Origin of the sequence: Pseudalkalibacillus sp. R45, assembly GCF_052246725.1 — a bacterium.
Taxonomy (GTDB): Bacteria; Bacillota; Bacilli; order Bacillales; family Fictibacillaceae; genus Pseudalkalibacillus.
In genome coordinates, this window is record NZ_JBQQCL010000009.1 from 91,680 (window position 1) to 112,407 (window position 20,728).

Here is a 20,728-nt window from a genome sequence, read left to right on the forward strand (position 1 = left end):
CACCGCACGAAGGAAAAGCGATCGCTTTTTCGAGGAACTAAGGCTCAGCCAGCGCTAAGGCTTGCCTTTTCCAAGTTTTCTTTAAATTGTAAAATAGTAAAAGGCAATCCGATAAAAATAGAGAAGATATAGTTAGAAGAAGGGGGAACCAATAAGTTTTGCAAGATAAACTATGGTCATTGAAGCGATACATATAAGATGGTTGGTGAAACCTCCAGCAATTGAAATCGTATTACATATTACGTAGGAGTGGGAATAATGAAAAAGTTCTTATCAAAATATTGGGTATGGCTGTTGCTTGTTCTTTTCGTAGTGGGTGAAGTTTACAGTTTCGCCTATTTATATCCATATACGGGTACTGATTATATTTCTCTTGTATTTGGAATGTTCGGGATCAGCGCTTTGGTGTATCTCACAATTCTACACTTAAAGAAAGTATAAAAATACTTTCTTAAGTATAAGTGCAACTAATGGCTCAGCCTACACTAAGGCTTGGCTTTGCCAAGTTTTCTCTAACTGAGAGGAAACAGAAGGATTAAACTATACCATTAAATTAGGATGAATGGAGTTTTACGATAAATGGACAACCGATTTGCACAAATGAAGTTTCGATATTTGATTTTATGGTATGTCTTAGCAGTGGGGATTCTGATTTTTTCAGGGATTACATATTCAATAGGCACAGGTGGATCAATGACGGGCTTCATCACGTTCTCCCAATTTGTCCTCTATGGGGTAGCAATCCTGTGGTTGCGAAGAGCTTATCATAAGCATGATATGAGTGTGAAAGATCTATTTAAACCGATTCAAAAATCGAATGGAATAGGGAAAAAGGCACTGTTCACGATTTATCATCTGACATTTTCGCTCGCAGCCGTGACCTTCATCTTTTATTTATTTTCTTTTTTACTTCCAGACTTCCTGATTGAAATGTTGGAGGACGGGGACGCGACTCAGTCGTTCGTATCGGCTACATCTATCCCTTCTTTTTTCTTAATCGTATTGGTTGCACCCATAGTTGAAGAACTAGTGTTCAGAGGTACTTTACTGCAAAAGCTTCGTTATAAGTACGGAAATGTAGCGGGGATAGTGGTTTCCTCAGCGATTTTCAGTTTGATCCATATGAATAGCGGAATGATCGGCCATTTCACCCTTGGTGTTTTCCTGAGTATTTTCTACTTGCAGACGAAGAACATATGGGTACCGATCATATGTCATGCATTGAATAATTTACTAGCGTTTTCTGGGTTTTTGGTTGATAGCGGTTCAACTGAAACGAGCATGGCAGAAGCAATCACAGAAATCCAGCAAGTTGGTCAATATTTCGGCATCTATGCTTTTTTATCTTTGATTTTCCTCGTCTGGCTCGCTGTTTCACAAATTAAAAAGCTGAATAGTAAAGACAAAAGAAGCATGGAAACTACTGAAGGAGTAAACCTAAGTTCAAACTGATTATATAAAGAGATGAGGTCGGTTACATGTTGTTTCAAGGGGAAAGAATCAAGTTACGTAAAATGAAAATAGAGGACGCATCGACATACTATAAATGGCAAAATGATATGGAAATCGCCCCGCTGGTGAATCCGTTCATCGACTCACTATCCTTTCATGAAGTTGAAGAGAATCTGAAAGGTATGCTTCATGCTGACAATCGTAAAAACTACATCATTATGCATCTTGAAGCTGAAGAACCGATTGGGTATGTGGGTTTATTCAACATCAATCATTATCATAAAAATGCAGAATGTTTCATTGCGATCTGTGAGCGTGAATTTCGCGTGAAAGGTTTTGGTCAAGAAACCATGGAGATTTTGATGGAATACGTATTCAAGGAAATGAACATGCACCGTCTTTCACTGAGGGTTTTCGCTGATAATACACATGCAATAAGGATGTATGAGAAAATAGGCTTCGAGGTTGAAGGACACCTCCGGGAAACACGATTCCATGATGGAAAGTGGCAAGATTCCTATATCATGAGTATTTTACAGCGCGACTATTTAAAAGGATGAAAATAAGAACTACTACATCAAATTGAATGTAGTAGTTTTTTGTTGCCATAGTTCGAACCTGAGGCGACTTCGGACAGTAAGCGAGGGAAAAAGCAAAAGACTGTCCGAACCTGAGGCAACTTCGGACACGATAAAGGAGAAAATAACGGAATTGGTATGAACCTTGTTCCTAATCATACAATGACGCTGTTTTCTCCAGATGATATCGTCCATAACCACGGAAAAAATGTATAAAATATTAAAATTATAAATAAAATTCAAAAAACTATACATTAAATTTACATTATATGGTACTATAATCCTATCTAATAGGAAAGGGGATTATAGACTAAGCGTGTTTTGCACCTTAGACCTTCAAACATATCATTACTTTGGGGGGATTTATTTATGGGGAAAATGAATGGCGAAGAGTATTTGATTAATGGTGAAACGATGGTGATTCTGCCGCACTTTGATGCTTTTGGAAATCTGCATTCGCTGGTGATCGAATCCGAAAGAGAATTGATTGTCCAGCAGAAACCGATTGAAATCATGAAAGACAGCTGCTTGTACTATGGTTCGAGTTTACAAGGTAGAGTGGACGGCGCAATCCATGTAACAAAGTTCAGTCGTATGGTTCCGATCATGATTTGTAACCGTGGAGGAATCTTTTTCTTTCCGACTCAATCATCAAAGAGCGAATCGTGCATTTGGATCGCTCATAGTCATGTGAAAGAAATCCTGCCACTTTATACAGAGCATTGTCAGGTTGTGTTGACGAACAACAAAACCGTTCCGGTACAAGTGACGAAAGCCGTCATGGAATCCAAAGTTAACAGGGCTGCACAATATCGTCATCTCGTTAATCAACAACAATTGGATCGACAGTTAATTTGTAATCCGATGAACCTGGATCAACTTGTTGCTCTTGAGTCAACAGGTGCATATACGTTTACACAAGATCATCTCGAATTGAATTGACCCTTTCTAACTGAAACTTTAAAAAATCCCATCCGTACATAGTAGAAAGACTTGATCTATAAGGGGTGAAGGGAAGTTGATTATTGGAGGAGCATTAATGATAGGGATTGGACTTGGTTTTATTTCACTTAAAGAAAGTATAAAAATACTTTCTTCAGTATAAGTGCAACTAATGGCTCAGCCTACGCCTAAGGCTTGCCTTTGCCAAGTTTTCTTTATTGACCAGGTCCAAGCAGGAACCTTATTAGGGTTAGAGGTCGGATTGTTAGTCGAAGGTAGCCTCAAATATACTAAGAAAGGATCATGACAGCTGCAAAATATGTAGCTGTCTTTTCTTTTTAAAAAGTTAATCAAATCTATAGGTTTCTCTCATATATGATTTATATTGATCAATTAACATTCAAGTTGACGTCATGACCATGGCACTGTTCTAAAACATTTGATGAAAAAATAGATTGGATGGTGAGGAAGGTGTTAAGTGGCAATGCAAAAATACTCAATACATGAATGGGAAATGCACGGAATTCACTTGTATGGAAGAGAAAAACGATTCTGGAATTTTCAATGCTCCAAATGCTATGGCATTCAATCGGTCGAAGATATCTTGAGGGCTGGCTATCAACCGAACCTGGCATATTCCTATTGCCAGACCTGTCATCATGAGGCGAAACAAGGAACGAATGGGAAAGGGAAACTGATAGAAGTGGATGACGATCTGCAAGTTGAGATATTCGATTTTGCTTAAAAAAAGGACTGTACCAGAAGTAGTAGCTTGAACTCTGGTGGCAGTCCCGTTTTTTTAAAAATCAACAACGAACATTATCTCATATTGAATGCAAAAGGCAGCCAGCAACAAAAATTAGAGGACATCTGTTCCGTTATCTGTTACAAAAATTGATGTTTTGGAAAAATAGAGGACAAATGATCCGCTATTTAGGTTAAATCCAGGTGCTTTCCCTTCGTTTTTCCTCAATAAGGTCTCTGGTGTCCTCTAATTTTGAGAAATAAGTCATTTTGAAGCAAATAAAGGTCTCCTATGTCCTCTAAATTCAAATTGTCCGTTACGGCATCTGTAACTGCAGTTATATTTTTGACTTTGTAAAAGAATGATCTTAGATCGCCCAGTTTCCGTCCTTGAAAAGTTGTACTTTTTCACCGTCATTTGTTTCAGCAACAATATCCAGGTCAGCTGATCCGATCATAAAGTCGGTATGGCCACGACTTTGGTTGACACCGCGTTCTTCCAGTTCTTCTTTGGATAGTTTACCGACATCTTTTACAGACATGGTAATTGAAGTTCCGATTGCAAGGTGGCAGGATGCATTTTCATCATAGAGCGTGTTGTTGAAAATGATTCCGCTGTTTGAGATCGGCGAGTCGTATGGTACAAGAGCTACCTCTCCTAGAAACTTCATGCCCTCATCGATTTCAAGTAATTGTTTTAACGTGTCATAACCCGTTTCCGCACTGAAATCGACAACTTTTCCGTCTTCAAACGTCAAGCTGAAGTTATCGATGAGATTCCCCATTGCGGATAAAGGCTTTTTACTTGAAACAGTTCCATTCACACCATTTTTATGTGGTGTCGTGAATACCTCTTCTGTCGGAAGGTTCGGTATGTAAGACGTATCGAAAGTCGATTCATGACCGCCGCCAATCCATAGGTGTTCAGGATGAAGGTCAATTGTAAGGTCTGTACCTTCGGATTTATAATGCAGCGTTTTGAAACGCTTCTCGTTCAAGTAATCTACTTTTTCCGAAAGTGTTTTACCGTGTTCTTCCCAAGCGGCTACAGGATTTTCCTGATCGATGCGGACCGTTTTGAAGATCGCTTCCCAAAGGGCTTCGATTGCTTCGCTTTCACTTTTATCAGGGAACACACTTTTCGCCCAGCCAGCTGTAGGGACACCTGCAATTGCCCAGTGAATATCACCGTTAAGCTGTGCTTTTGAGAAGTTTTGCAGCTTTTCGCCGCGGTTCTTCTGTACCCACATCAAGCGTTCTGGTGAAACTCCCCCATAAGCGTTAGGATCGTCTCCTGTAATGTTCAACAAGCAATCATTGTTCTCTGCGAAACTAGTATACTTGTCAATTTCCCACTGAGGCAGGTCATTCTTCAATGTTTCTTCAGATGCACCTTCCAAGTGGTAACGGGAAGTTACGGTGTCCTTCCAGTCAACATAAACGCGCTTACATCCGTTAGCGTAAGCATATTTTGTAACTTTTCGCGTAAACTCTTTTGCTTCAATCGGAGAAAGGATCAACAAGCGTTGTCCTTCTTGTATATTCAATCCGGTTTTTACAACGAGTTCAGCATATTGATCCAACTTTTCCTCAAACGTTTTCATAAAAAATCCCTCCTCTAGGAAAATATTATCATAGTTCGTTGAAAGGTGTTAGGGAAGAGGCATAGAATTGGAAAATTTCTGAGGAACAAACCAATAAATGGTACAATATAGAAAAGGGGTGGGTGAGAGGTGCCATTAGAAGCAGTGGTTTTTGGATTATTGAAAGTGAGTCTAGCTGCAATATTTTCAGTTATCTTATTTATGATGTTTAAAGATAAGCAACAACGATCCGCGTTTGTCTGGATTCTAATCCATATCTGTTTGAACTATGCTGCCATATTCTTTTTATCAAAAGTATTGGCAACAGATTATTCACTTGTTATGGCTTCTGGGGAAAATTCATTATTAATTGGAACCTCGGTACTGCTATGGTTCTTGAGTTTAATCTGTCTTGTAATCTCGGTTTACCAGTTTTCAGTATTAAGAAATCAGGCAGTCTATCAGAATAAGACAAAGTAGCATAAAAGGAGGAGGGGTTTTGCTGAAGAGGAAATCCGGGGACCGTAAAGATTGGGAGAGAATCACAAAAAGACGCTACGCTCAAAACTATCTTGATACGGAATCGTTTAAAGGATACATAACTTTATTGAAAATGGATGAGATAAAAGAACCGTTAAATGTACAGTATGGCGAACAGGAGCTTTGTATTGTGGACCAAGGATATAGTTGGCTTCAGCAGTTTCCAGATTACATGCATCATTCAGTGACGACTATGTTTGATGTAGATGGCAAAATCATACAATGGTATATCGATATTTGCTCTGAAGTTGGACTGGATGAAAATGGTGTACCTTGGATGGATGATCTATTCCTCGATATTGTCGTATTACCTTCGGGTGAAATCATTCTTAAAGATGACCATGAACTTGACTATGCACTGGAAATGGGGACAATAAATCTTACTCTTCATCAAATGGCCTTAAGTGAACGGGATGATATCCTCTCCAAATGTAAGCAAGGTAAGTTTTCTATCCTCGATCAAGCTAAAATGCATATGAAACTACTCCAGAAGTTAATAGAAGTGAAATCATGACTCGTAAAATGATTTGGTGTGTAATCGGTGTGGTTGTTTCGGCTTTACTTGTAGCAATCTTGCTTCCCGCTGTAACCCTGCACTTTGGGAAAGGTTATGGTGGTCAGGTGTATGGGTTTGAAAAAGGTGAGGAAGAGCACTATGCGGAACAGCCAAGTGACAATTGGGAGATCACCTTTTATGCCGTCACTTTTCACAATGAAGATATGTATACAGATCCACAATCTGTCATGGTAGTCAACTTTAAGAACGATGATCCGCCAAAAAACTTCACCTATTCGGTTGAAGGGACAGATGTGACTGAAACCAGTGACCTTCATGATGGCAAGGTGTACGTCCAACTCCCACAAAAATCAGTTGAACCGTTCTTATACGATCTATTTGAACAAGGTCCACAGAGCACTTTGAAGGTGAAAATGCAGTGGAGTACTCAAGAAGAGACGATCGAGCTGCCATTCCACACTTCATTCGGCAGACGACAATTTCCCTGGTATTTGAAATTCATGGAACGAGAACTGCGGTAAGGAGGAGGGGTTATTTTTAGATACATAGTTTTAGTTTGTGTGCTGGCATTATTGGCTGCATGTTCTCAAGGAGCAGCCCAGCAATTTGAAGATATAATCGATGTAAGCGATATTGAAGAAGTATCAATCAGCTTATTGGAAGAAGGAAGCTTTCGACTGGACGATCATGATGATATCAGTCGTTTCTATCAACTATTGGAAGGTAAAAGCTTTCAACAAGCAACACAGAATGAAGTAGCAGATATATTTAAGATGAGTAACACACTCGAACTCAAAACGATCAAAATCTATTATGGACTTCGTAAAGAATTTGATGGGTTTGGAATGACTCTTATAGAAGATGGAAGCATGGGTTTCATTGAATTTAAAGATGGAAAAGGGAGCCGTTTTTATAAACCTACCCGAAAGTCCACTGACTATTTTGAAGAAATTCTGACTTATTCTGAGGATAAGTTGGAAAACAGAAAGAAGGATGTTCAAGTTCTCGATTTATTGGAGGAAAAGGAAAATGGGGATAAGACGATTGAGGTGGAAATAATCGAAGGAAAAGGAAAGGTTCCTGGTGATGAATAAGCGTGTGATACGAATAATCGGGATTTTCCTTGGTGTTTCACTTGCCCTTTGGGGTTACACGTATTTTCAGAATTCTTCAATTGAAAAAGTGTTGGAGGGGAAGGATGTCCTGGACGTTGTTCCTATTTCCACCAATGATCATTTAGTGATTTATCAATCTGATCAAATGATTCACGGTGATCACTATTCTAAAGGAATACTTGGTTGGGGATTGGATGGTTCAAGTGCCCCGGCTATCATGAATCGTGCTGAGGATACGATTTTTCGAATCGATAATTTCAGTGTGATCTCAATAAACAATAAGGGATTTCTGTATGGTTATGTTGATCCAATGAAAATCAAACAGATCAGGTTCCAAAACGGTGACTTCAGCGTCAGGACCGATGTTAATTCCTCTTACTGGCACCTCCCTATGCTGAGTGAAGAGGTTAGTTTTAAGGCTCAACAACTGAGTGTGATTTTGGAAGATGGAACTGAAGTCTTCTATCCTTTCGAAGGTTTGAATTAAAGCATTGCATCAGCGAATGGGGTAGTGCATTTATGGAAGTGGAATAGTTGGAGCAGGTAAAAAAACTGAAGGGGCGATGGCTTTGCCGGTATATAACAAATTGGTTCGAGATCGGATTCCTGAAATGATTGAAAAGAGCGGGGATTCATACCAGACTCGTATTTTGGATGAAACGGCGTACATAAAAGCACTAGAGGAAAAAGCGTTTGAGGAACTTAAGGAATATCAGGGGGCAGCAGATGCTGAAGACGTACTTGAAGAATTAGTTGATTTGATCGAAGTCATTCATGCGTTGACAGAAGCACGTGGCTTCACGGTCGATGAATTGGAGTCAGTGCGGAAAAGCAAAGCTGAAAAACGAGGTGCATTTTCTGAGCGTGTTTTCTTAATCGATGTAAAAGTGAATGGGGATTAATGTATGAGCGGCTCTTCCTATTATGATCAACAGGATTTCTTGTACAATTTCAAAAAAGGCGAAATAGAGGAGAAAGTCCAAATAATGTGCTGGAAGGTCCAGCATTGATGTCCTTGATCAGGGAAGTTGGCGGTACGAACATTCTTGTTTGGCTGTGGCGATGGCCAGTTCGGGGCAGATCTTCTTTCTTTAGGAGCTTCTAGCTATCATGGGGTGGATGGATCAGAGAAGATGATTGAAGAGGCTGAACGAAATTTAATGGATACAACAGCAACCTTAGAGCGAGCTGATCTTAATGAAATACAGATTGAAGCGAACACGTATGATCTGGTTGTTTCAAGGTTCGTCTTCCATTACCTCGCTGATGTGTCGGAGCTTTTTCGAAAAGTCCATCATGGTTTGAAAGACGGGGGAAGTTTTGTGTTCAGTGTACAACATCCTGTTATAACAGCTTCAACGAAGAGCGCTGACGGAAAACAACGTACAGACTGGATTGTGGATGATTATTTTAGCCAAGGTGAACGAACAGAACCATGGATCAACCAACCCGTTACGAAATATCATCGCACCACAGAACAATATGTCAACGAATTACTCCAATCAGGGTTTTCGCTGGAAAATCTGAAAGAAGGGACCCCTGAACGGCACCAGTTCAGCTCACTAGAAGAATATGAACGTCGCAAACGGATACCGCTATGCCTAATCTTAGCGGCAAAAAAACGTTAAAAGTGCCAGGCACCGAATGAAGCCCTTAGAGCCCCAAGCACTCCAATTCGGTGCCTGGCACCAATCAGAACGTGTTGTGTGCCAAGGGGTTTGAAATGGTGCCTGGCACTTGAAAATTTTTGCAGGGTTATTGGGTTTTCTTGAAGAAAACTATTGTAGAAAATTATTTGATAAAGGGGTAGGAACGATATGAATCAAGTCGAAGAGACTGACAGGGTTACGTTTGTAGCAGAAAAAATACTAGAAAATAAACAGAAGATTGCTGATGATATCGTCAGGCTACGATTGGAAGCTGTTCAATCCGATAATGAATTCTTTATGAAGGATGCTTTGGAAGAGAGAGCATTGAGTTTGGTGGAATTGATCGGTACCAATTTGAAAAAAAGTGATCCTGCTGATTTCAATGAAGCGATCAGTTGGGGCAGCGAGAAAGGAAAAGAAGCTGTCGTGAAAGAGGTACCGATTACTGAGGCTCTTCAAAATACATTTTATTATCGAAAAGCGATTTGGATGTACATTGCGGAGATTGCAGAACAAGAAAGGCTAAGTGGGGAAACGATCATTAAAGTAGCGAACAGCTTGGATCCTGTATTGGACCAGGCGGTATTTGGATACAGCAAAAGTTATGTAGAATACAACCTGGAAGTCGCAAACAGGTACCAAAATACATTGATAGAACTTTCCGTACCGGTCGTACCTTTGTTTTCAGGTGTAGCAGTATTGCCGCTCATAGGTGATATTGATACAAATCGTGCAAAATCCATACAAGAAAAAGCGTTGGAACGTTGCGAGGAGTTGAAATTAGAGCGCCTGGTCATCGATTTATCTGGTGTTGCTGTTGTTGACACGATGGTTGCGCATCATATTTTCCAACTGGTCACTACGCTTAAACTCCTTGGTGTCAAAGCTTTAATTACTGGAATACGCTCAGCGGTTGCAATAACAGCTGTGAATTTGGGTATCGATCTTCAGGAATTGAATATTTATACTTCTTTACAGCAAGCACTTGATGCCCTGGGGTATGGTTTGGTTCGCGAAGAAAACATCAAATAATCAGGAAGGTAGGATCATATCAATAAATACATCAACTGGAACATCGTCCTGTTTTTACTTTTGTTACAATGGTTAGTCACTCCCTTCGGAATGCCCAACCCTGAGGACTTGTTATTGGAACGGGTCATGCTCGGACTTATTCTATTTTTTGAACTGATCAACGAATGGAGAAAGCTCATTCAGACGAAAGATGTGTTCGGGTTATATGCGCTGTTTATAGGTTTTTTGCTTACAATCCTTATTGTGGATTTGCTTTTAAAAGGTTATCAATCATTTGCATCAGCGATATTTGGGGTTGGGATGACCTCTTTGTTTGATAGGTACAAAAAAGATTTTAAAGCAGCACAGGAATACCAGCAATAACAGTAATTTGTTATTGAATAAAATCGTCTGTGTAATCCTGCCCAAGGGTTACACGGCCGATGCCTTCTTCTGCTAATTTTCTCTGTAGCTGTTCTAGTATAAATAGCGTGACCATTTCATTCAATTCTTCATTGGACAGTTCTTCTAGTTGCTCGAAAATTTCTTCTCGTGATTTGGCTTCCATCAGTCCGTAGACGATTGGATACATATCTTCTTCATCAGCTGAAAAATGGTATTTGAAGGTATTATAAATTTCATCGACCAATTTCATCTATCATCACCTCAAGGTTAATTTGCCCTTGACGACGCCCATCATTCACGTGTAAAATCTTGAAATTTTTCCGCATATTTTTTAAAATAATAATCATAATAGAAGATGTGTTCAACATTAGTGGGCTATAGCCAAGCGGTAAGGCAACGGACTTTGACTCCGTCATGCGCTGGTTCGAATCCAGCTAGCCCAGCCATACATAATGACACCCTTGATGGGTGTTTTTTTTATATTTGAAGAAAGTATAAATACTTTCTTCAATATAAGCGCAACTAAGGTACAGCCTGTGCTAAAGCTTGGTGGTGCCAAGTTTTCTTTATTGAGCGGATTGTTTGATACTGTATAGAACGCCTGTTACTGTAACGTTAACTGATAAAAAAGTATATCTACTCACTTTATTAAAGAAAGAGGGATGAATGATGGATCCACTATTTAATACAGGAAAACTAGGTAAAGTTGAATTAAAGAACCGTTATATGGTAGCACCGATGACCCGTGTGAGTGCGGAAGGCGAGGGACTAGCAAATCATCGGATGGAAAAGTATTATGAACGATATGCAAGAGGTGGTTTCGGTACGATTATCACAGAAGGGATTTATCTTGATGAATCTTACAGCCAGGGTTATCACAACCAACCTGGGATCGCAAACGAAAAACAAATGGAGGCATGGCGATCTATTGTTGAAACAGTTCAACATCATGGGTCTAAAATAATCGCACAACTCATGCATGCTGGGAGTCAAGCACAAGGGAACCGTTTTACAAATGAAACGGTCGCTCCTTCATCAATCACTCCAAAAGGAGAGCAGCTCCCTTTCTACGGTGGATCTGGTCCGTATAAAGAGCCGAAAGAACTCACGCTGGATGAAATTGAAAATGTGAAGAATTCCTTTGTAAAGGCAGCTATCTATGCCAAAGAGGCTGGATTTGATGGTGTCGAAATCCACGGAGCCAATGGCTATTTACTTGATCAATTCTTGACCGATTATTTGAACCATAGACAGGACCAATACGGTGGCTCCCTTGAAAAACGACTTCAATTCATGCTTGAAATCATCGACGTTGTGCGTCAAGCAGTTGGAGATGACTTTATGGTGGGGATTCGAATCTCACAAGGGAAAGTGGCTGATCAGGAATATAAATGGCCGAATGGTGAGAAAGACGCATTTACGATTTTTTCAAAGCTTGGTGAAACCACCCTCGACTACATTCACGTTACAGATAGAGATGGTTCTGAACCAGGCTTTGGAGTTGGAACGAAGACGCTGGCTGAGGCAGCCAAAGTATTCAGTCGTCTCCCGGTCATAGCTAATGGGGGATTAGGAGAGCAGGAGAAAGCACGGAAACTGATTGATCAAGATCAAGCGGATTTTATCAGCCTTGGTACAACCGCCTTGGCCAATCCGGATGCACCTAATCGCATCAAAAAGCAGGCTCCTTTAAAAGAATTCAATGCAAAAGAAATACTCATGCCGAAAGCTGAAATCAAAGACATTGAGTTGAAGGAAGAAATCATTACTGGTTAGAACACGGGAAAGATTAGCCACGTCGCATTTGGATATTCGTGGCGACTTTCCTTTTTCACATTGGTAAGTGTAAGCGGTTTCTAAAACGATTGACAAATAGGGTCGAAATCCGACATAATGGTATAAAATGAATATATGCGAATGAAGATCGTGGGAGAGTCGGACATTCCGACACCGAAGGAGCAAGTTCCAGAAAACCATGGAACAAATCTCTCAGGTAAACGAACTGCGATCGGACGCATCTCTGGAGAGCGCGAAAGCCACCAAAGGGGTAACCAATAATCTCTCAGGTAAAAAGGACAGAGCGGGTGAAATCACCTTCTTTGTCCTTTTTATTTTTTGTGTAAAAAAATAGCTCTCTTTGAGAAGGAGGCATTACAATGGGCTACAATAGTTGTTTTGATATAATCGGGCCGATCATGGTTGGTCCATCAAGTTCACATACAGCAGGCGCGGTTTGGATCGGCAGAGCGGCTTATGAACTTTTAGGCGGTGTGCCGGACCATGTTGAAATCAAGTTATTCGATTCTTTTGCGGAAACTTATCAAGGACATGGTACAGATAAAGCTATCCTTGGCGGTTTGCTAGGCTTCGATACAGAAGATACTCGAATCAAACATGCATATGATTTTGCCTCAGATGCCAATCTGAACTATGAGTTTGTGTTAGAGGAAAATTGCAAGGAGTTCGATCACCCGAATGTCGCGATTCTGACCGTTCAACTGGGAACCCGGAAAATAGTCATCGGTGGTGCGTCTGTAGGCGGAGGACTTGCTGAAATTTTCAGGATCAACAATTACAGGGAATTAGATATACCTGTAAGCACGTTTGACGATTTGAAAAAGATGGTCCGACGTATGGACGAAGAGGTTGCATGAAAGGGAGATGAGCGGTATGGATATCCAATCAACAGCCGATCTGCTCGATTTTTGCGAACGTGAAAATAAGACGATAGCTGAAGCGATGATCGAGCAGGAGCATGTGAAATCGGGAAAATCGAAGCAAGAGATTTTCGACATGATGAAAGAGCGATTGATGAAGATGCAGCATGCAGTTGAAGAAGGGTTAGAGGACGCATCAGAAGCACCGAGCGGAATTTCCGGCGGTGATGCCGTGAAAATGAAAGCCTATATTGAAGCGGGCGACGTTTTATCAGGTTCGATCATTAGTGATGCCATGGCTTGCTCAATGGCAACTTCAGAAAGTAATGCTCGCATGGGTGTGATTGTTGCTACCCCGACAGCTGGTGCTGCTGGGATTTTGCCAGGTGTGTTATTTTCCCTTCATAAAAATACCGACATGGAGCTAGATGATCTGGTCATGGGGTTGTTCACAGCAAGTATGCTCGGTTATATCATAGCTAACCGATCGTTCATCTCCGGTGCAGCAGGCGGTTGCCAGGCGGAAGTCGGCTCAGCAACTGCGATGGCAGCAGGTACGATCGTGGAATTAAAAGGTGGATCACCAAAGCAGGCGGTTCATGCTACAGCAATGGCGATGAAATCCTTGCTCGGGCTCGTCTGTGATCCTGTCGCTGGGTTGGTTGAGGTACCATGCATCAAGCGGAATGTCATCGGAACCTCGATTGCATTTTCTTCAGCAGATATGGCACTCGCTGGAGTGGAAAGTAGAATTCCATGTGACGAAGTGATCGATACGATGTATGATATTGGTAAGAACATGCCACGCCCTCTAAAAGAGACAGCATTAGGAGGATTGGCGATCACGCCGACAGGTCAGAAGGTGAAAGAGCGGCTATTCTCAAAAACCGGTCTTGTAAATCGACTGGGAGGAGGAAATCATGATGAACCTCAAAATAACGGAAATGGCACTTCACGAACTGAAAAAGCTGAAGTTGGCAACAGATAAAATTCTCCGTATCGATGCTGAAATGCAGGGTGGGTGCGGAACGATGATGAAATTCAAATTGATTGAAGACGATTCACGAAAGAGTGATTCAGTCATCCGATCAGAAGGGGTCGAGTTCTACGTCGATCATTTTACAAAACGGAATCTTGATGATGAATTGACATTGGATTACCATTCAGAGACAGGCTTTGTGTTCGAGTCTGAATGGGGACCCATGGGACTTGAATGTCATCTTGCTTGAAAACCGCCCGCCGTTTCGGGTGGTTTTTTTGTAGGTGTAAAAGAAGGCTTTGAAATTGCTCAAGATGACTCCCACCCATTCAAATATGGAAAGAATTGCGCGCAATTCTTCCTTTTATCAACACAAAAAGCCTAAGACGAAGGCTGTCAGAAGAGCTTATGTGCTTTACTATTAGTGCTTAAGCGTGAGTGTTGTACTGGGGATAAAAGATTGGGGTGGTGACGCGTTTAGGTTTAGGTTTGCACGTTAGGATGCGGGTCTATTTTACTGAATTGCTCAAGTTGCCCCGAAATTACTAAAGTTTGCCTAACGTTCACTAAAAAAAGTACTGACCCGGTTCAAGTCAGTACTTCGTTTAGGTTACTGCATTTGGTTCGTTGTTTGGTTAGACTGACCAGCAGCCATGCCACCCATAGTTCCCATTCCTGGAATCATGTTTTGCAATTGGCCACCTTGTTTTCCTGACATCATGTTGTAAGCAGCAGCTCCAATACCTACAGATGCGATGATAGGCAGCCATTGAATGTTTCTTCTGTTCATTTTGTAAATACCTCCCTTACTCAAGTGAACGAAAGACATTACTTATTGTGTTCTTCCGTGACCCCAACATGTTAGTAGAACAATCCCATTTTTACATGTAATAAGCATAAAGGCGAAAAATAGGATAAAGCAATCTGGGTACCCTAAGAATAAATTACTGACAAGGGATGTTAATGTTTAATGGTAAAACGCAGCTTATTTATTATCAGTATTTTACTGATTGTATTTTCCATATATGTGTTCGGGTTTGCCACTTCACCAAAAGCCCTCGAGAAAAATTCAGGTGGTTCGTCTTCCAAGCCAGTCGTGCTTTTACTGGTTGATTCGTTGATGGAGAAACCTTTACAGCAAGCAATTGAAAAAGGCAAAGCGCCAGCAATGGAATTTTTGATCGAAAAAGGACAGCTGCGATCTGAAGTGATCAGCTCTTATCCGACCATGTCAGTAACTATTGACAGTACACTTTTGACAGGAACCCATCCGAATGAGCATGAGGTGCCAGGACTCGTTTGGTTTGATGAAGCGGAGAATCGTTTGATCAATTACGGTAGCGGAAAAGGGGAGATTTACCGGCTTGGCGTCAACCAGGTTGTTGAAGATGGATTGATCAACTTGAATAAAAGCCATTTGAATGGTGACACGCAAACCCTATATGAGGAATTGTCCAACAATGAAAAAGATTCCGCATCCATCAACGGGCTCGTTTTCAGAGGAAAAAAAGAGCATGTACTGCAGATCCCTCAGGTTGCACAAATTTTTAATATGATTCCCCAAAACACTACAGTGAAAGGTCCACCTATATTATCGTTAGGTGCTGTCTCATACCATAACCCAAAAAACCGGTTGAATAACAATGCTTGGCAGGCGATGGGCTACAATGATAAATTTTCGGCGAAAGAAGTGGAGCATCTGATTAAAAAGGCCCAGCTCCCAGCTTTCACACTCGCATATTTTTCAGATATGGATCAATCTGTACACGAGAAAGGGCCGATGGATCTCGAAGGCATCGCTAAGTTCGATGAGCAGTTACAATCTATACTGAATTTGTATGATAGTTGGGATGAAGCGATTGAAAAAGTCACCTGGCTGGTGTACGGGGATAGTGCTCAATCGAAGATAAAGGATGACAAACAAGATGCTCTCATTAAACTGCGATCCCTTTTAAAAAAGTACCACATCTGGGAAATCGGAAGTCCCCTGGAGAAACGTGATCAGATCGTTTTGGCAGTAAACGAGCGAATGGCCTACATCTATCTAAAGGATGAGCGGGTACTCGTAGAAGATGTGGTTACTGAATTGAAAAAAGATGAGCGGATCGGCTTCATCGCCTGGAAAAATAAAAGGAAAAATCATGTAATAGCTCCGGGTTCGGATAAAATGCTGACCTTCGCCCCTGGCAGCAATTATGTAGATGAGTATGGTCAATCGTGGGAGTTGGACGGTGATTTCTCAGCAATGGATCTTACAATAAACAATGGACGCAAGATTGACTATGGTGATTATCCGGATGGGCTGGCAAGACTCTTTGGTGCACTGCATTCCCATGAAGGACTATTCATCATCGTGGATGCCGAACCAGGGTACGAGTTTTTCGATTCCCACACTCCGACACACATCGGTGGTGGTGGGCATGGATCATTGCACAAAGCCGATTCTGTAACGCCTCTAATTATTACTGGTACATCGAACGCTCCACAATTTGATCGTGTTATAGACTTCAAGAAATGGATTTTATCGATGACGAAGTGAAGGTGATTAAAGGAAAAAAGGATACAAATGCCGAAGAAGATTTTTTAAGGAGCTAAAGTAATAGGAGAGGGAAGAATGGTTAAATTCATACCGAATAATAAAAGCATGATCCAAACCGAGCTGGAGATCATGAACTCGAACCCGCAGTTTAACCTCTGGTCAACTGATAAGTCTTTAATGGATGATGCTGATGTTTTAAAGGAGCATGAGGAAAGCGAACAATTAGGATCGATGCGTTGGATCGTTCAATATGGGGAGGATATGACCGGACTTATCGATTACTTACCGGAGAATCCTAAGGATGGCTTCCCCTGGATCGGTTTGTTTGTCGTACATAGTGATTTTCAAGGAACAGGTTTAGCGAGTTCGGCTTATGCGCTTTTAGAAGAGAAATTGAAAAGCTATGGTCACACTGAGATCCGACTGGCTATTTTAGAAAAAAACAAACCAGGAAAACGGTTTTGGGAAAAACAAGGCTTTGAAAAATACAGTGACGGCGAGTTGGATGGCAGGAGGATTGAAAAGTGGCGGAAAGAATTGAAATAATGAATGATATGGAATGTGATCGGTATTTTCTTTAGATAGCAATGGAAGAGGTGAAATTTTTGCATGTGGACGAAATCGTGTCCATTCGGAAATGGATGCCACTGCTCATGCAGAAATTGATGTGATTCGCAAAGCAAGGGAAGCAATGATAAAAACCTCTAATGAGCGTCAGTTCACGTTGTACACGACTGTCGAGCCTTGTGTCATGTGTTCTGGTGCCATTTATTTAGCTAACATCAAACGAGTAGTTTGGGCACTGGATGATAATAACTTTGGAGGGTTTCGTGAATTGAGACAACATTCAAGATATGAAGCACGACTAAAAAAGATCAGAACCACTTCCATGCCTTTTGATGATATGGCGAACCTCCAACGCGACCGCATGATTCGATGGGATCTAAGGAGAGGGAAGCAAAATCACTGGCCAGAAGTGGTCATTCAGTAATTTCATCGTTTTTTCTCATGGCTTTATTAAATAAATTTACTGACAAAAATTCAAACCATCTTTTTACATTTTAAAAAAGGAGTCTCCTGATCGATGCAGAATTTACCTAGTGGATTCTAAATTTGTTAGGAGGTATTTTTATGCAAGCGCAAACCTTGATTGAAGAAATCAACCAATTAGGTGAAGAACTCCTAAAAAAGAAAAAACAGCTGGCAGAATTGAGAAGAGAAGTACCTGAAGAGCGGGTTGAAAACTACAGATTCAGAAATAAAGAAAATGAAGAAGTAACACTTGAGGAATTGTTCCTTGATAAGGACGAATTGATTGTCATCCATAATATGGGGAAGGGCTGTAACTATTGCACGTTATGGGCTGATGGATTTAATGGTGTCTATCATCATCTGATCGAACGGGCTGCCTTTGTTGTAAGTTCCCCGGATGAACCAAGTGACCAGGAGGATATAGCAGCAGAACGCGGGTGGAGGTTCCCGATGGTTTCGACGAAAGGGACGACCTTTAAAGTAGACATGGGCTATGAAAAAGATGGCTCCTATCATCCAGGCGTTTCTACTTTCCGTAAAAACGAAAACGGTGAAATCTTTCATTATGCAGACGCACCCCTCGGCCCAGGAGATGACTTCTGTTCGGTTTGGCCTTTATTCGAACTTTTGCCAGGTCGTGAGGGCTCCTTTCAGCCGAACCGTAAAATCAATCAAAGGTCATCACTACAGCTGACCAATAATGTCGCGATCCAGGTGAAAAATTACCCTGTTGCCATTGAATTTTATGAAAAAATAATCGGTATGAAACCTGAAAGAACCCTGAATAATGAAACAAAATTATCCTTCAACGGAATGAATTTTTATATGGAAAAAGCGGATGACAACAATGTTTATTTCGAGTTTTCGACCGATGATTTTGAGGGCATGAAAGAGCTGTTGTTGGAACAGGGATGCAAAGTTACGAAGGAATACAATGAGAAAAGCATCATGGTTGCTGACCCCTATGGCATGAAGTTCCACCTCTTTGAGAGCAGCAATCGGTAAATTTGAAGGGCTGACCCAGCGAATCGGTCAGCCCTTTCCTTATAAATTAAACCAGATACACTTGAGCTTCGAAAGGTTTGAGGGTTACAACATCTCCACTTTCGTCGATTTCATCATAGTTCGTGAGGATAAGTTTTCTGTCCGGACCAGCTTTTACCTCATTAAAATCAAACTTCGCTTCATTGTTGGATAAGTTTGTGATGATCAAAGCCTTTTGTTTATCAACCATACGGCTATAGACATAAAGCTTCGGATGCTCCGGCAATAATAAATCATAATTTCCGTAAACGAGCACATCGTTTTCCTTACGCACCTGGATCAATTTTTTGTAATAGGCCAAGACAGAATTCGGATCATCCTGTTGGTTCTCCACATTGATTTCGGTGTAGTTCGGGTTGACGCCGAGCCACGGTTTGGAATTCGAAAATCCACCGTATACACTATCGTTCCATTGCATCGGTGTCCGGGAATTGTCACGGCCTTTCGTCCAGATGACCTCCATCAGTTCTTCATGTGTCTCCCCTTCACGAAGCCCTTCTTTATAAAAATTCAGCATCCCGACATCATTGTACTCCTCAATAGAAGGGAACTTCACATTCGTCATCCCGATCTCTTGCCCCTGATAGATATAAGGTGTACCTTGCATTAAAAAGTAACAGGTAGCCAATGCTTTTGCGGATTCCTTGTGATATTTCCGATCGTCGCCGAAACGGGAAACCGAGCGGGTCTGATCATGATTTTCAAGATAGAGTGCATTCCAACCTCGATTTTCCAATCCCTTTTGCCAATCAGTCAGGATCTTTTTAAAATGGATCAGGTCGAATGTCGTGTCATTTCCTTTCTCCCAAAGCCCCATATGTTCGAATTGGAAGATCATATCGAAGTACCCATTTTCTTCACCTACCCAATCTTCCGCATCTTCAATTTTCACACCATTGGCTTCGCCGACGGTCATGATGTCATAGTTATCAAATGTCTCCTTCTTCAATTCTTGAAGGAAGACATCGATGCCTTCACGGTTCATATGACCATCGAAGGAAGGGACGTATCTTTTATTTTCGGGGTTCGGCATATCAGGGAATCCGGGAACCTTTTTGATATGGCTGATTGCATCGACACGGAAACCATCGATACCTTTATCAAGCCACCAATTGATCATATCGTAAACTTCTTCACGGACCTTTGGATTTTCCCAATTCAAATCAGGCTGTTTTACATCAAAAATATGCATGTAATACTCATCCGTTTTCTCATCATACTTCCAGGCAGAACCGCCGAAAATCGATTCCCAATTATTCGGTTCGCGGCCATCCTTCCCAGAATGCCAAATGTAGTAATCACGATATGGGTTGTCTATTGATTTCCGCGATTCGATAAACCATGCATGCTCATCAGAGGAATGGTTGACGACAAGGTCCATGATCAATTTCATTCCGCGTTCATGAGTCTCAGCCAATAATTGATCGAAATCCTCCATCAAGCCGAATTCATCCATGATACCTTTGTAATCGCTGATATCATAGCCGTTATCGGCGTTAGGAGATTGATAGATCGGGCAAATCCAGATAACATCAATGCCAAGATCCTTCAGGTAATCCAATTTTGAAATCACGCCTTGAATATCGCCGATCCCATCACCATTGCTGTCTTTGAAACTGCGCGGATAGATCTGATAAACAACACTTTCTTTCCACCATTTTTTAGCCATATATTTCTCTCCTCTAAAGCAAAGCTGTCTCTTTTTCTTAGGCTCTTTTCTTAAAGATTGTTGCTTTTGAGTTATTTTCAAAAACTCACCTTGTTCAAGTTGATTGGAGAGCAAGGTGCGAGACTCCTCGAAAATGAAAATCGCATTTTCTTCGTGCGATATAACGCTGCCGATGCTTTCCTTGTCCTGCGGGCTCACCGCACGCCCCGAGGAAAGCGAGCATCCTGGAGCGGAAATCAACAACTTTCAAGAGCAACAAAGTTTGCGAAAAA

26 protein-coding genes, 1 tRNA gene and 2 riboswitches are annotated in these 20,728 nt (G+C 41.2%); of the genes, 23 read left to right on the forward strand and 4 right to left on the reverse strand.

What is annotated here, in order from left to right; genetic code table 11:
* Positions 1–258 precede the first annotated feature (258 nt).
* The 5 genes from ACTWQL_RS15880 to ACTWQL_RS15900 all read left to right on the forward strand — a co-directional run bounded on the left by ACTWQL_RS15880 (position 259) and on the right by ACTWQL_RS15900 (position 3,717).
* Positions 259–441: a hypothetical protein gene (locus tag ACTWQL_RS15880; RefSeq protein WP_443143403.1), complete on the forward strand. Its 183-nt coding sequence runs from the start codon at positions 259–261 to the stop codon at positions 439–441.
* A gap of 138 nt (positions 442–579) precedes the next feature.
* The gene (locus ACTWQL_RS15885; RefSeq protein ID WP_443143404.1) at positions 580–1,452 is read left to right on the forward strand and encodes a lysostaphin resistance A-like protein; all 873 of its coding nucleotides are present in this window, start codon (positions 580–582) and stop codon (positions 1,450–1,452) included.
* A gap of 26 nt (positions 1,453–1,478) precedes the next feature.
* Positions 1,479–2,012 (forward strand): GNAT family N-acetyltransferase, encoded by a 534-nt coding sequence (locus tag ACTWQL_RS15890; RefSeq protein WP_443143405.1) that lies wholly within the window; start codon positions 1,479–1,481, stop codon positions 2,010–2,012.
* A 387-nt stretch (positions 2,013–2,399) separates the two neighbouring features.
* On the forward strand, positions 2,400–2,972 hold the full coding sequence (locus tag ACTWQL_RS15895; RefSeq protein WP_443143406.1) for a competence protein ComK: 573 nt from the start codon (positions 2,400–2,402) through the stop codon (positions 2,970–2,972).
* A gap of 484 nt (positions 2,973–3,456) precedes the next feature.
* Complete coding sequence (locus tag ACTWQL_RS15900) at positions 3,457–3,717, forward strand: VVA0879 family protein (protein ID WP_443143487.1); 261 nt, start codon at positions 3,457–3,459, stop codon at positions 3,715–3,717.
* A gap of 367 nt (positions 3,718–4,084) precedes the next feature.
* Here ACTWQL_RS15900 and ACTWQL_RS15905 read toward each other — a convergent pair whose 3' ends face one another.
* Positions 4,085–5,320 (reverse strand): aminopeptidase, encoded by a 1,236-nt coding sequence (locus tag ACTWQL_RS15905; RefSeq protein WP_443143407.1) that lies wholly within the window; start codon positions 5,318–5,320, stop codon positions 4,085–4,087.
* 129 nt (positions 5,321–5,449) lie between these two features.
* On the opposite strand from ACTWQL_RS15905, the gene ACTWQL_RS15910 reads away from it, so the two are divergent.
* From ACTWQL_RS15910 to ACTWQL_RS15950, 9 genes are all read left to right on the forward strand, one after another.
* On the forward strand, positions 5,450–5,779 hold the full coding sequence (locus tag ACTWQL_RS15910) for a hypothetical protein (protein WP_443143408.1): 330 nt from the start codon (positions 5,450–5,452) through the stop codon (positions 5,777–5,779).
* Positions 5,780–5,798: 19 nt separating this feature from the next.
* On the forward strand, positions 5,799–6,353 hold the full coding sequence (locus tag ACTWQL_RS15915) for a DUF402 domain-containing protein (RefSeq protein ID WP_443143409.1): 555 nt from the start codon (positions 5,799–5,801) through the stop codon (positions 6,351–6,353).
* Positions 6,350–6,877: a hypothetical protein gene (locus tag ACTWQL_RS15920; protein ID WP_443143410.1), complete on the forward strand. Its 528-nt coding sequence runs from the start codon at positions 6,350–6,352 to the stop codon at positions 6,875–6,877. Before ACTWQL_RS15915 ends, ACTWQL_RS15920 begins: the two co-directional genes overlap by 4 nt.
* A 39-nt stretch (positions 6,878–6,916) precedes the next feature.
* Positions 6,917–7,450 carry a hypothetical protein gene (locus tag ACTWQL_RS15925; protein WP_443143411.1) on the forward strand — a complete coding sequence of 178 codons (534 nt, stop codon included), beginning with the start codon at positions 6,917–6,919 and terminating at the stop codon, positions 7,448–7,450.
* Positions 7,440–7,958, forward strand: a complete 519-nt coding sequence (locus ACTWQL_RS15930; protein WP_443143412.1) for a hypothetical protein — start codon at positions 7,440–7,442, stop codon at positions 7,956–7,958. Before ACTWQL_RS15925 ends, ACTWQL_RS15930 begins: the two co-directional genes overlap by 11 nt.
* Before the next feature lie 82 nt (positions 7,959–8,040).
* Positions 8,041–8,373: a nucleoside triphosphate pyrophosphohydrolase gene (locus ACTWQL_RS15935; protein WP_443143413.1), complete on the forward strand. Its 333-nt coding sequence runs from the start codon at positions 8,041–8,043 to the stop codon at positions 8,371–8,373.
* Between the two features lie 126 nt (positions 8,374–8,499).
* Positions 8,500–9,099 (forward strand): class I SAM-dependent DNA methyltransferase, encoded by a 600-nt coding sequence (locus ACTWQL_RS15940; protein WP_443143414.1) that lies wholly within the window; start codon positions 8,500–8,502, stop codon positions 9,097–9,099.
* A gap of 189 nt (positions 9,100–9,288) precedes the next feature.
* A complete protein-coding gene (locus ACTWQL_RS15945) occupies positions 9,289–10,152 on the forward strand; it encodes an STAS domain-containing protein (RefSeq protein ID WP_443143415.1) in 864 nt (287 codons plus the stop codon).
* A 60-nt stretch (positions 10,153–10,212) separates the two neighbouring features.
* On the forward strand, positions 10,213–10,515 hold the full coding sequence (locus tag ACTWQL_RS15950; RefSeq protein WP_443143416.1) for a hypothetical protein: 303 nt from the start codon (positions 10,213–10,215) through the stop codon (positions 10,513–10,515).
* Positions 10,516–10,525: 10 nt separating this feature from the next.
* Here the strand turns inward: ACTWQL_RS15950 and ACTWQL_RS15955 are convergent, their stop codons facing one another.
* Positions 10,526–10,786 carry a DUF6154 family protein gene (locus ACTWQL_RS15955; protein WP_443143417.1) on the reverse strand — a complete coding sequence of 87 codons (261 nt, stop codon included), beginning with the start codon at positions 10,784–10,786 and terminating at the stop codon, positions 10,526–10,528.
* 121 nt (positions 10,787–10,907) lie between these two features.
* On the opposite strand from ACTWQL_RS15955, the gene ACTWQL_RS15960 reads away from it, so the two are divergent.
* The 5 genes from ACTWQL_RS15960 (at position 10,908) to ACTWQL_RS15980 (ending at position 14,422) form a co-directional block, all read left to right on the forward strand.
* Positions 10,908–10,982, forward strand: a tRNA-Gln gene (locus ACTWQL_RS15960).
* Between the two features lie 223 nt (positions 10,983–11,205).
* Positions 11,206–12,312: an oxidoreductase gene (locus ACTWQL_RS15965; RefSeq protein WP_443143418.1), complete on the forward strand. Its 1,107-nt coding sequence runs from the start codon at positions 11,206–11,208 to the stop codon at positions 12,310–12,312.
* Between the two features lie 141 nt (positions 12,313–12,453).
* Positions 12,454–12,551, forward strand: a riboswitch (glycine riboswitch).
* Positions 12,552–12,625, forward strand: a riboswitch (glycine riboswitch).
* Positions 12,626–12,692: 67 nt separating this feature from the next.
* Entirely contained in the window at positions 12,693–13,190 is a 498-nt protein-coding gene (locus ACTWQL_RS15970) for a serine dehydratase beta chain (protein WP_443143419.1), read from the forward strand.
* Between the two features lie 16 nt (positions 13,191–13,206).
* Positions 13,207–14,181 carry an L-serine ammonia-lyase, iron-sulfur-dependent, subunit alpha gene (gene sdaAA, locus ACTWQL_RS15975; RefSeq protein WP_443143420.1) on the forward strand — a complete coding sequence of 325 codons (975 nt, stop codon included), beginning with the start codon at positions 13,207–13,209 and terminating at the stop codon, positions 14,179–14,181.
* The gene (locus ACTWQL_RS15980) at positions 14,114–14,422 is read left to right on the forward strand and encodes an iron-sulfur cluster biosynthesis family protein (RefSeq protein ID WP_443143421.1); all 309 of its coding nucleotides are present in this window, start codon (positions 14,114–14,116) and stop codon (positions 14,420–14,422) included. The genes sdaAA and ACTWQL_RS15980 overlap by 68 nt, the downstream gene beginning before the upstream one ends.
* Positions 14,423–14,782: 360 nt before the next feature.
* Here the strand turns inward: ACTWQL_RS15980 and ACTWQL_RS15985 are convergent, their stop codons facing one another.
* Positions 14,783–14,962: a hypothetical protein gene (locus ACTWQL_RS15985; protein ID WP_443143422.1), complete on the reverse strand. Its 180-nt coding sequence runs from the start codon at positions 14,960–14,962 to the stop codon at positions 14,783–14,785.
* A gap of 180 nt (positions 14,963–15,142) precedes the next feature.
* Here ACTWQL_RS15985 and ACTWQL_RS15990 point away from each other — a divergent pair, with 180 nt between their 5' ends.
* The 4 genes from ACTWQL_RS15990 (at position 15,143) to ACTWQL_RS16005 (ending at position 18,748) form a co-directional block, all read left to right on the forward strand.
* The gene (locus ACTWQL_RS15990) at positions 15,143–16,711 is read left to right on the forward strand and encodes an alkaline phosphatase family protein (protein ID WP_443143423.1); all 1,569 of its coding nucleotides are present in this window, start codon (positions 15,143–15,145) and stop codon (positions 16,709–16,711) included.
* A 75-nt stretch (positions 16,712–16,786) separates the two neighbouring features.
* Positions 16,787–17,257 carry a GNAT family N-acetyltransferase gene (locus ACTWQL_RS15995; protein WP_443143424.1) on the forward strand — a complete coding sequence of 157 codons (471 nt, stop codon included), beginning with the start codon at positions 16,787–16,789 and terminating at the stop codon, positions 17,255–17,257.
* Positions 17,258–17,312: 55 nt separating this feature from the next.
* Entirely contained in the window at positions 17,313–17,702 is a 390-nt protein-coding gene (locus tag ACTWQL_RS16000) for a nucleoside deaminase (RefSeq protein WP_443143488.1), read from the forward strand.
* 140 nt (positions 17,703–17,842) lie between these two features.
* A complete protein-coding gene (locus ACTWQL_RS16005; RefSeq protein WP_443143425.1) occupies positions 17,843–18,748 on the forward strand; it encodes a DUF899 family protein in 906 nt (301 codons plus the stop codon).
* Between the two features lie 46 nt (positions 18,749–18,794).
* Here ACTWQL_RS16005 and ACTWQL_RS16010 read toward each other — a convergent pair whose 3' ends face one another.
* Entirely contained in the window at positions 18,795–20,456 is a 1,662-nt protein-coding gene (locus ACTWQL_RS16010; protein WP_443143489.1) for a glycoside hydrolase family 13 protein, read from the reverse strand.
* Between the last annotated feature and the right edge of the window lie 272 nt (positions 20,457–20,728).

Bases quoted from the DNA above. Each gene is read 5' to 3' on its own strand.
- ACTWQL_RS15880 (WP_443143403.1), top strand. From the start codon at position 259: ATGAAAAAGTTCTTATCAAAATATTGGGTATGGCTGTTGCTTGTTCTT.
- ACTWQL_RS15885 (WP_443143404.1), top strand. From the start codon at position 580: ATGGACAACCGATTTGCACAAATGAAGTTTCGATATTTGATTTTATGG.
- ACTWQL_RS15890 (WP_443143405.1), top strand. From the start codon at position 1,479: ATGTTGTTTCAAGGGGAAAGAATCAAGTTACGTAAAATGAAAATAGAG.
- ACTWQL_RS15895 (WP_443143406.1), top strand. From the start codon at position 2,400: ATGGGGAAAATGAATGGCGAAGAGTATTTGATTAATGGTGAAACGATG.
- ACTWQL_RS15900 (WP_443143487.1), top strand. From the start codon at position 3,457: ATGCAAAAATACTCAATACATGAATGGGAAATGCACGGAATTCACTTG.
- ACTWQL_RS15905 (WP_443143407.1), bottom strand. From the start codon at position 5,320: ATGAAAACGTTTGAGGAAAAGTTGGATCAATATGCTGAACTCGTTGTA.
- ACTWQL_RS15920 (WP_443143410.1), top strand. From the start codon at position 6,350: ATGACTCGTAAAATGATTTGGTGTGTAATCGGTGTGGTTGTTTCGGCT.
- ACTWQL_RS15945 (WP_443143415.1), top strand. From the start codon at position 9,289: ATGAATCAAGTCGAAGAGACTGACAGGGTTACGTTTGTAGCAGAAAAA.
- ACTWQL_RS15955 (WP_443143417.1), bottom strand. From the start codon at position 10,786: ATGAAATTGGTCGATGAAATTTATAATACCTTCAAATACCATTTTTCA.
- ACTWQL_RS15965 (WP_443143418.1), top strand. From the start codon at position 11,206: ATGGATCCACTATTTAATACAGGAAAACTAGGTAAAGTTGAATTAAAG.
- ACTWQL_RS15970 (WP_443143419.1), top strand. From the start codon at position 12,693: ATGGGCTACAATAGTTGTTTTGATATAATCGGGCCGATCATGGTTGGT.
- sdaAA (WP_443143420.1), top strand. From the start codon at position 13,207: ATGGATATCCAATCAACAGCCGATCTGCTCGATTTTTGCGAACGTGAA.
- ACTWQL_RS15980 (WP_443143421.1), top strand. From the start codon at position 14,114: ATGATGAACCTCAAAATAACGGAAATGGCACTTCACGAACTGAAAAAG.
- ACTWQL_RS15985 (WP_443143422.1), bottom strand. From the start codon at position 14,962: ATGAACAGAAGAAACATTCAATGGCTGCCTATCATCGCATCTGTAGGT.
- ACTWQL_RS15990 (WP_443143423.1), top strand. From the start codon at position 15,143: ATGGTAAAACGCAGCTTATTTATTATCAGTATTTTACTGATTGTATTT.
- ACTWQL_RS15995 (WP_443143424.1), top strand. From the start codon at position 16,787: ATGGTTAAATTCATACCGAATAATAAAAGCATGATCCAAACCGAGCTG.
- ACTWQL_RS16005 (WP_443143425.1), top strand. From the start codon at position 17,843: ATGCAAGCGCAAACCTTGATTGAAGAAATCAACCAATTAGGTGAAGAA.
- ACTWQL_RS16010 (WP_443143489.1), bottom strand. From the start codon at position 20,456: ATGGCTAAAAAATGGTGGAAAGAAAGTGTTGTTTATCAGATCTATCCG.